Below are 7,021 nucleotides of genomic sequence, written 5' to 3' on the forward strand. Positions count from 1 at the left end.
GTGGGTCATGACCGCCGGGCCGGCGGCGCCTCCGCTTCGGCGGCGGTCCCGGCGTCCACGGCTTCCGGGCCGCCGGGGTCGTCCGATCCCGCGGGGTCCTGGCCGGGCCCGCGGGGGTCGCGGATCGCGGTCAGTACGAGCAGGGTGGCGGCCAGCGACACCGCCGCCAGGGGAAGCCAGACGCCGTGGCCGAGCCTGACCAGCAGCCAGCCGCCCGCCACCGGGCCGATCGCCGAGCCGAGGCCGAAGACGAAATGGAATCCGCCGAGGTAGTGGCTCTTCAGCTGGGCCGGGGCGATGACGGCCGGATAGGCGAAGATCGCCGGACCGCCGACAATCTCCCCCAGCGACCAGACGAGGGTGCCGATGACGATGACGGCGGGCGTCAGCGGGAGCGCGTACACGGCGATCCCGACGCCCATGAGGGCGAAGCCCAGGCCGATCGTCACCCGGAACGGCCAGTTCTGCGTCAACTTCGTGGTCAGCAGCTCGAAGGCGATGACCACGAAGCCGTTGAGCGATACCGCCATCGTGTACCAGAAGATCTCCAGGCCGGAGGTCTCGACGTCCAGTGGCAGGGTGGACAGATACTGTCCGTAGACGGCGGTGTGCGCCAGGGTCGACACCAGGAACACCACGTACCGCCGGTCCCGCAGCACCGCGAGATAGCCGCCGTGCCGGCCGGTCCCGGCGGAGGCCGCCTCCGGGTCCTGCTCGTCACGGGCGGGCAGCGTGGCCCACGCGACGACCGCGAAGACCAGCGCGATCAGCGCCTCACCGAGGAACAGCAGGTCGTAGCGTTGCTCGTCGAGGTTGTACAGCCCGAAACCGATCAGCGGCGCGGCCATCGCCCCGAGGTTCAACCCGAACCTCGACATGGCGAACACCATGACCTGCCGGTCGTCCCGGGTCAGCTGCGACAGCAGTACGGCCGAGGCGGGGCGGAACATCTGCCCCATCAGGCCGGCCAGCGCCACCGCCACCAGGACCAGGGCGTAGCCGTCGAGGTAGAGCAGGGACGCGATCAGCAGGCTCGACCCCGCCATGCTGACGATCGTGGTGTTCCTCGTGCCCATCCGGGCCGTCAGTGATCCGCCGATGAGGACGCCGACCATCGCGCCGGCGCCGTACGCGCCCAGCGCGAGCGCCGCCGCCTCGGCCGAGTGTCCCTTGGAGGTCAGGTACAGGACCAGGAAGATGTTCAGGAAGCCGCTGAGCCGATTGACGAAGACCCCGGCCAGCAGCGTCTTCACGGCCAGGGGCGACTCCCGCCAGGTGGAGATGATCGTGACCTGCTGCCGCCGCTCTGGGGTGGTCATGTCTCCTAGGTCTCCTCACGCGCGGGGGCCGACCGGCCGTCGCCGTCGGGCAGCAGACGCACCGTGACGGCGTCCCTGACCCGGCGCTCCAGCGCGTCGAGCTCGGCGAGCGTCGACGCGTCGATGAAGAAGTTCGCCAGCCGGTCCTCTGAGCTGTGCAGCGGCCCCAGCCGCCGGCCCCGCTCCTTCTGCACGAACACGGCGCGCAGCGTGGGCGGGTCGTCGTCCGCCCCCGGTGTCAGTTCCGGCCACTGATCGCCCGGGCGGACCAGGTGCGGCACGACCCCGGGCCAGTCGACGGTCACCTCGTCGAGCACCCCGGTCTCGTGCTCCAGATAGACCTCGCGGGCGTGCCGGAGCGGCCGGGGGTAGGCGGCGTCCTCGCCGAGCGCGATGCGGATGATCTCCGGTTCCAGCGGCCGCCCGGTCGCGAGGTGGTAGAGCACGGTGATCCCGTCGCCGGGCGTGCGCGCCGCGACCTCCATCAGCCGGGGCCGTCCGGCGCCGTCCAGCCGCCACTCGGCGTGGGCGATGCCGGCCCGGAAGTCGAGCCGCTCCAGCATCCGATGGTTGGCTTCCAGCAGGATCTCCTGCTCCGCGCCGGGCCGGTCCCCGACCGTGTGCCCCAGCTCGACGAAGGTGTCGGCGTGCGACGCCGTGGTCCGCTTGGCCGTGACTGAGGCGAAGAACACCTTGCCGTCCTGCACCAGGCTCTCGACCGAGAACTCCGGCCCGGCGATCTTCTCCTCGACGAGGAGCGTCTCGTACTCCGGATAGCCGGCCAGCCGGGCTCGCAGCTCCGCTTCGTCGTGCACCGTCCACACCCCCGAGCTGGAGTGCCGGGCGGCGGGCTTGACGACCGCCGGGAAGACGACGTCGCGGGTGTCGAAGCCCGCCCGCGCGCCGGGCGGGATGGTGCACGAGGCGGGGCTGAACTCCGGCAGGTAGAGACGCTGCAGATACTTGCTCCGGCAGGCGCGCGTGGCGCGCAGGCCCGGCGAGGGCAGCCCCAGCACGTCGGCCACCACGCCGGTCGGCTCGACCAGGGTCTCCCCGACGGCGCACACGCCGGCGACGCGGTACTCGCGCCGCCAGTTCTGGACGGCGGCGGCCACCCCGGGGAGGTAGGAGTTCTCTTGTTTGACGTCGCCGTCGACGAAGGCGAAATCCGCGATCGCCGACGCCGGATTCCCGGGGTCGGCGGCGGCGCGGAGCGCCTCCTCCCGCCAGGCCGAGGGTGTGATCACCAGGATCTTGAGGTTCCGGCGAACCAGTTCGCGAATATAGCGGGGTGTACGGCTGATGACCAGGAATGACCCGGTGAGGATAAAGGCGTCCGATTGCATGCTTCTTCCTCTGAGGACGCGGAGCTGTTGAACAGGAGGAGGGGGCGTCAGGAGATGGCGGCGTCAGCCTGTGGCGGCGTCGGCGGTCCGCGACTCCGACTCCGGTGACCCGGGAGGCGGGGACGGCCGTACGGCCTGCGCGGGCAGCCGGGGCTCCAGCCGGACCATGGTGATGGCCGAGCCCACGACACCCGCGGCGAGCACCAGCCACATGCCGGTCGCGGAGAGCGTGAGCAGCGCGGTCAGCACGGCCGGGGCCAGGGCGGTCGGGAGCGCCCAGGACAGCTGGTAGGCGGCGAGATGCCGGCCGCGCGTGTCCTCGGGGGCCGCGCTGGCCACCAGGGCCGACGCGGTGGCGCCGTGCAGCAGCTCCCCGAGGGTGAACAGCGCCGTGGCGGCGAACACCCCGGTCAGCAGGACCGTACCGGTGGAGACCGCGCCCAGCGCCGCGAACGCCAGGAAGGCCAGCGAGAACACCAGCGCCCCGAGCGCGGTGGTCCGGGTGCGCCGGTACCGTACGAGCATCCGGGTGACCGGAATCTGCAGCACCGCGATCCCGACGGTGTTGACCGCGTACAGCACGCCCACCAGGGAGTCGGGCGCGCCCAGCTCCCCGGTGACGTAGACGGGCAGGCTCACCGACAGCACCATGTAGCCGAACGCGATCGGCACGTTCAGCAGGCCCAGCACGAGGAACGGGCGGTTGCGCGCCACCAGCCGGTAGCCGCCCCTGCGCGAGGTCGCGGCGGCGGGCCGCCGGGCCGCCGCCGCGACGGTGGGGATCGTCCGGAGGAACACCGCTGCCACCACGTACGCGGCGCCCGTGCCGAGGACGATCGCGTAGTAGCCGGTGTCACTGTCCAGCGCGAGGACGGAGCCGGCGAGGAGACCGCCGGCCCCGAGCCCGGCGTTGCGCAGGCTGCGCTGCGCGGCCAGGAGCTTGTCCCGCTCGGCCCCCTGGACGATCTCGGCGACGAACGACTGGATCGACGGCGGGAACGACACGTCCCCGAACGCGACCAGCGCCACCGCGGCGAACATCACCACCGGTCCGTCGACCAGTGGATAGGCGGCGAACCCGGCGGCGCGCACCAGGTAGCCGCCGACGACGATGGTGCGGGGACCCCACCGGTCGATGAGCACCCCAGCGACCGGGTTGCCGACCAGGGCCAGCAGCGCGGCGGCGCTCATGATGGCCCCGACCTGCGTGACCGGCAGCCCGGTCACATGGTGGAAGTACAGCAGGGACAGCGGCAGGTACATTCCGCTGCCCGCGGAGTCGACCACCATGCCCAGCATGTACCGCGCCTTGACGGACGGCGCCCTCACAGCACCTCCACGGTCTGCCCGGTCTCGATCCGGGTCTGCTCCTCCAGGCGTGCGCCGAGCGAGCGCAACCGGCGTTCGCACTCCGCCCGGCTGGGGGCCGACGCGATCGTGACGGTCAGGAAGTCGGCCGAGCCGGCGGCGGGCGGGATCACCTCGCCGGGCCTGGCGTACAACCAGAAGCGCTCCACCCAGGGCTCCGTCGGCACCTCGGGCACCGCCCGCACCAGCCCCGGCCGCTTCATCAGCAGCACCTGCCCGGCCATGCGGGCCGGTTCCGGACGCGGGCCGCCGCGCAGGGTCGGCTCCAGCGCGGGCATGGGCAGGCCCAGATGCGCGCGCGTGGCGTACTCCCCGATGTTGAGCCCGAACGCGACCTCGAGGAGCTCGCGTACCTTCCCGCCTCCGGTACGGCACGCGATCTCGCACAGCACCAGCCGGTCGTCCGGGGTGTGGAAGATCTCGGCGTGGAAGGCGTGGTCGCGCAGGCGTCCGCCCGGTGACCGCAGCGCGGCGAGGATCCGGTCGGTCAGCTCCGTCAGGCGGCCGGTGAGCGGGTCGCCGGGATCCAGCGTGAGGTCCACCCTGGCCCCCGGGTCGGTGCCGTAGGAGGCGAGGTCGTACTGGTATTGGGAGGCCCACACCAGCACGGTCCTGCCGTCCACCACAAGCCCGTCGACGTGGCACATGCGGCCGGGGACGTACGCCTCGATCAGGAGGTCGTCCCGCGGGGAGCCCGCGCCGTAGGCGGCGGCGAGGCCGTCCTCCAGCTCGCCGGCGTCGCGCATGATGCGCAGCCCGATGGAGTTGTAGCCCGCCCGGTCCTTCAGGACCAGGGGGAACCCGTGACGTGCCGCGAACTCCGACGCGTCCGCGCGGGTGCGCGGCACCGCGTGCGGCGCCACCTCGATGCCGCCCAGCATGGCGCGCTGCTTCATCAGCGCCTTGTCGCGGAACGGCAGCACGTCGGCCGACCAGGAACCGGGCAGCCCGAGCCGCTCGCGCAGGGTGGCCGCCAACAGCACGTCGGCCTCGTGGTGGGCGATCAGGTCCCGTACGCCGTGCTCGGCCGCGAGCTCCAGCGCCCGCCGGGCGACCAGCGCCTCGTCGTGGAAGTCGTCGAGGACCTCCAGCCGCGCGCGGCCGAGAGCGCCGGCGGGCACCTCCTCGCCGGCCGCCTCGATCCGGTCGCGGGCCGCGAGGATCACCACGTCGCCCTCGTACCCGCTCAGCCACCGGTCGTACGGAAAGGGTTCCAGCGGGTTGCGGTGCAGGATGAGCAGGCTCATACCGGCACCGCCGGTGATGCGGGCGACGCCGGCGACGCGACCTCGGCCGGGTGGGCGAGACGGCTCTCCCCGTCGTCGCCGGCCACCCGGATGTGGACGAGGTCGCGGATGACCTCGGCGCCGCGCCGGATCGCGTCGGCGGTGTCCTGTCCGGTCACCGCCACCAGGCCGAGACGGTCCCAGTTGTCCCTCAGGGAGTGCACGACGTCGCCGGGTTTGGCGGTGATGCGGACGTCCAGCACGTCCGGCAGCGCCAGGGCGTCGCCGACGCCGTCGATCGACTCCACCCGTCCCGGCCCGCTCACGAGGAAGCGGGCGCTCGCCCCCGCGTGCGCCTGCGGCCGGTCGGGAAGCTCCGGGACCAGGCCGAACGGCCAGCCGAGCGCGTACGTGGTGAGGTCGATGCCGTACGCGCCGCGCACCAGTTCCGGGATGGCGTCGCCGGCGACGCGGTTGTGGCTCTCGATGACCACCGGACCGCGCGCGCCGATCCGCATCTCGGTGTGGGACACGCCGTCGCGCAGCCCGACCAGGTCGAGGAAGCGGCTCACGCACTCCCGCACCCGCTCCCGCACCGGCTCCTCCAGCCGGGCGGGTACGGCATGGCCGAGCTCGGCGAAGCAGGTCTCGTCGACGAACTTCTCCGTGATCGTCACCATGACGTGGCGGCCCGCGAAGCTGAAGCACTCGACGCTGAACTCGCGCCCGTCGACGTACTCCTCCATCAGGAACTCTTCCAGCACGTACAGCGTCGAGACGCGGTCGGTGCGGGTGCCGCGCAGCCCTTCGACCGCGGCCCAGACCCGCTCGGCGTCCTCGGGCCCGTCGACCCGGAAGACCCCGATGCTGGCGGTCGCGTCGGTCGGCTTGACGATGAACGGATGACCGTGGCGCGCGCCGAACTCGTCCAGCTCCTCGCGCCGCCGCAGCGGCGCGGCGTGCGGCCCGCCCGGTTCGAGCCCGGCGAGGTGCCGTCGCATGGCGAGCTTGTCGCGGAACCTCCGGGTGACCTCGTAACCGGTGCCGCCCAGGGCGAACAGATCGTTGATCAGGCCCGCGTTGTCCAGCCCCGGCTCGGTGAGGGAGAGGGCCACGTCGAAGCCCGGTGTGCGCCACAGCTCCCGGGCGACCGGCTCGACCGCGGTCCAGTCGGTGTAGTCGACGACCCGCAGGACGTCGGCGAGCCCCTCCTGCTCCGCCGTGACCTTGTCGGGGTGCTGGAGCAGCAGCAGGCGCAGGCCGAGTTCCTTGGCCTTGCGCACGGTCTCATCGTGGCCGCCGACCAGCAGAAGGGTCGCGTCCCGCTTCATCGATCCGCTCCTTCGCTCGCCTCCCGCTCCGGCGGGAACCAGACGCTGAGATAGCGCTCGCCGGTGTCGGGCAGGATCGTGACGATGGTCTTGTCCGCGTTCTCCGGGCGCCGGGCCAGCCGTAGGGCGGCGCAGACCGCGGCCCCGGAGGAGACGCCGGCGAGCACGCCCGCCCGGCGGGCGAGCCGGCGCGCGGTGTCCATGGCCTCGTCGTCGGTCACGGTCAGCACCTCGTCGATGAGGTCGCGATCGGTGGTGTCGGCGATGAAACCGCCGTTGAGCCCGGGAATGGCGTGCGTTCCCGCGTACCCCTTCGAGAGCAGCGGGGAGGCCTCCGGCTCGACCGCGACCGACCACAGCAGCGGGTTGCGCTCCTTGAGGTAGCCCGCCGTCCCGCTCAGCGTCCCGCCGGTGCCGACGCCGCACACCAG

6 protein-coding genes are annotated in these 7,021 nt (G+C 72.6%); all 6 read right to left on the reverse strand.

Annotated features, from left to right (window positions below; all coding sequences use genetic code 11):
* Positions 1-5: 5 nt before the first annotated feature.
* Positions 6-1,319, reverse strand: a complete 1,314-nt coding sequence (locus AP234_RS02810) for an MFS transporter (protein ID WP_063842739.1) — start codon at positions 1,317-1,319, stop codon at positions 6-8.
* A gap of 5 nt (positions 1,320-1,324) precedes the next feature.
* Entirely contained in the window at positions 1,325-2,665 is a 1,341-nt protein-coding gene (locus tag AP234_RS02815) for an ATP-grasp domain-containing protein (RefSeq protein ID WP_055477899.1), read from the reverse strand.
* A gap of 63 nt (positions 2,666-2,728) precedes the next feature.
* Positions 2,729-3,994: an MFS transporter gene (locus tag AP234_RS02820; RefSeq protein ID WP_200926192.1), complete on the reverse strand. Its 1,266-nt coding sequence runs from the start codon at positions 3,992-3,994 to the stop codon at positions 2,729-2,731.
* Positions 3,991-5,280, reverse strand: coding sequence for a hypothetical protein (locus AP234_RS02825; protein WP_055477900.1), 1,290 nt, complete (start codon positions 5,278-5,280; stop codon positions 3,991-3,993). The genes AP234_RS02820 and AP234_RS02825 overlap by 4 nt, the downstream gene beginning before the upstream one ends.
* Positions 5,277-6,590 carry an ATP-grasp domain-containing protein gene (locus AP234_RS02830; RefSeq protein ID WP_055477901.1) on the reverse strand — a complete coding sequence of 438 codons (1,314 nt, stop codon included), beginning with the start codon at positions 6,588-6,590 and terminating at the stop codon, positions 5,277-5,279. Before AP234_RS02830 ends, AP234_RS02825 begins: the two co-directional genes overlap by 4 nt.
* Positions 6,587-7,021, reverse strand: a 435-nt coding sequence (locus tag AP234_RS02835) for a pyridoxal-phosphate dependent enzyme (RefSeq protein ID WP_152990236.1), incomplete at its 5' end; no start/stop codon positions are given. The genes AP234_RS02830 and AP234_RS02835, both read right to left, overlap by 4 nt.

This window comes from Sphaerimonospora mesophila (assembly GCF_001417795.1).
GTDB lineage: Bacteria > Actinomycetota > Actinomycetes > Streptosporangiales > Streptosporangiaceae > Sphaerimonospora > Sphaerimonospora mesophila.